Below are 970 nucleotides of genomic sequence, written 5' to 3'. Positions count from 1 at the left end.
TCATCCAGGAGGCCTACGTCCAGGGTATCTCGACGCGCTCGGTCGACGACCTGGTCAAGGCGATGGGCATGAGCGGCGTCTCCAAGAGCCAGGTCAGCCGGCTGTGCGAGGAGATCGACGGCAAGGTGAAGGCCTTCCTCGACAGGCCCATCGAGGGCGACTGGCCCTATCTGTGGATCGATGCCACCTACCTGAAGGTGCGCCGCGGCGGACGCATCGTCTCGGTCGCCGTCATCATCGCCGTCGGTGTCAACGCAGACGGCCGGCGCGAAGTGCTGGGCATGGAGGTCGGCACGTCTGAGGCCGAGCCGATCTGGACGGAGTTTTTGCGCAAGCTGACCCGCCGCGGCCTGCGCGGCGTCAAGCTCGTCGTTTCCGATGCCCATGAAGGCATCAAGGCGGCCGTCACCAAGGTGCTGTGCGCGACATGGCAGCGCTGCCGGGTCCATTTCATGAGGAACGTGCTGGCGCATGCCGGCAAGAGCGGCCGCCGCGTCGCCTCGGCCTTCATCGCCACCGCCTTCGCCCAGGAGACGGCCGAGGCCGCCAGCACCCAATGGCGCGCCGTTGCCGACCAGATCCGGCCGAAGGTGCCCAAGCTCGCCACCATCATGGACGACGCCGAGCCCGACGTGCTTGCCTACATGACCTTCCCCAAGGAGCACCGTGCCAAGCTGCATAGCACCAACCCGATCGAGCGCCTCAACGGCGAGATCAAGCGCAGGACCGAGGTCGTCGGCATCTTCCCCAATGACGATGCCATAGTCCGTCTCGTCGGCGCCCTCCTGCTCGAACAGAATGATGAATGGGCCGTGCAGCGGGCGCGCTACATGACCCTTGAGACCATCAGCCAGATGAGCGATGATCCGCTCATCAGCCTGCCGGCAGTGGCGCGCTGATCAGTCCGGCCCTTGCCGGAGAGCACGGCGACCAATGCCGTTACCTACACCACGCCATGGGGCACGATCGA

General features: G+C 65.8%; 1 protein-coding gene. It reads left to right on the top strand.

Going from position 1 to position 970, the window contains the following annotated elements:
- Positions 1-899, top strand: an 899-nt coding sequence (locus tag AC0L2M_RS34580; RefSeq protein WP_473537265.1) for an IS256 family transposase, incomplete at its 5' end; no start/stop codon positions are given.
- Between the last annotated feature and the right edge of the window lie 71 nt (positions 900-970).

The sequence above is a fragment of the Mesorhizobium sp. WSM4806 genome, assembly GCF_055811635.1.
This window is presented reverse-complemented; position numbering and strand designations above follow the sequence as displayed.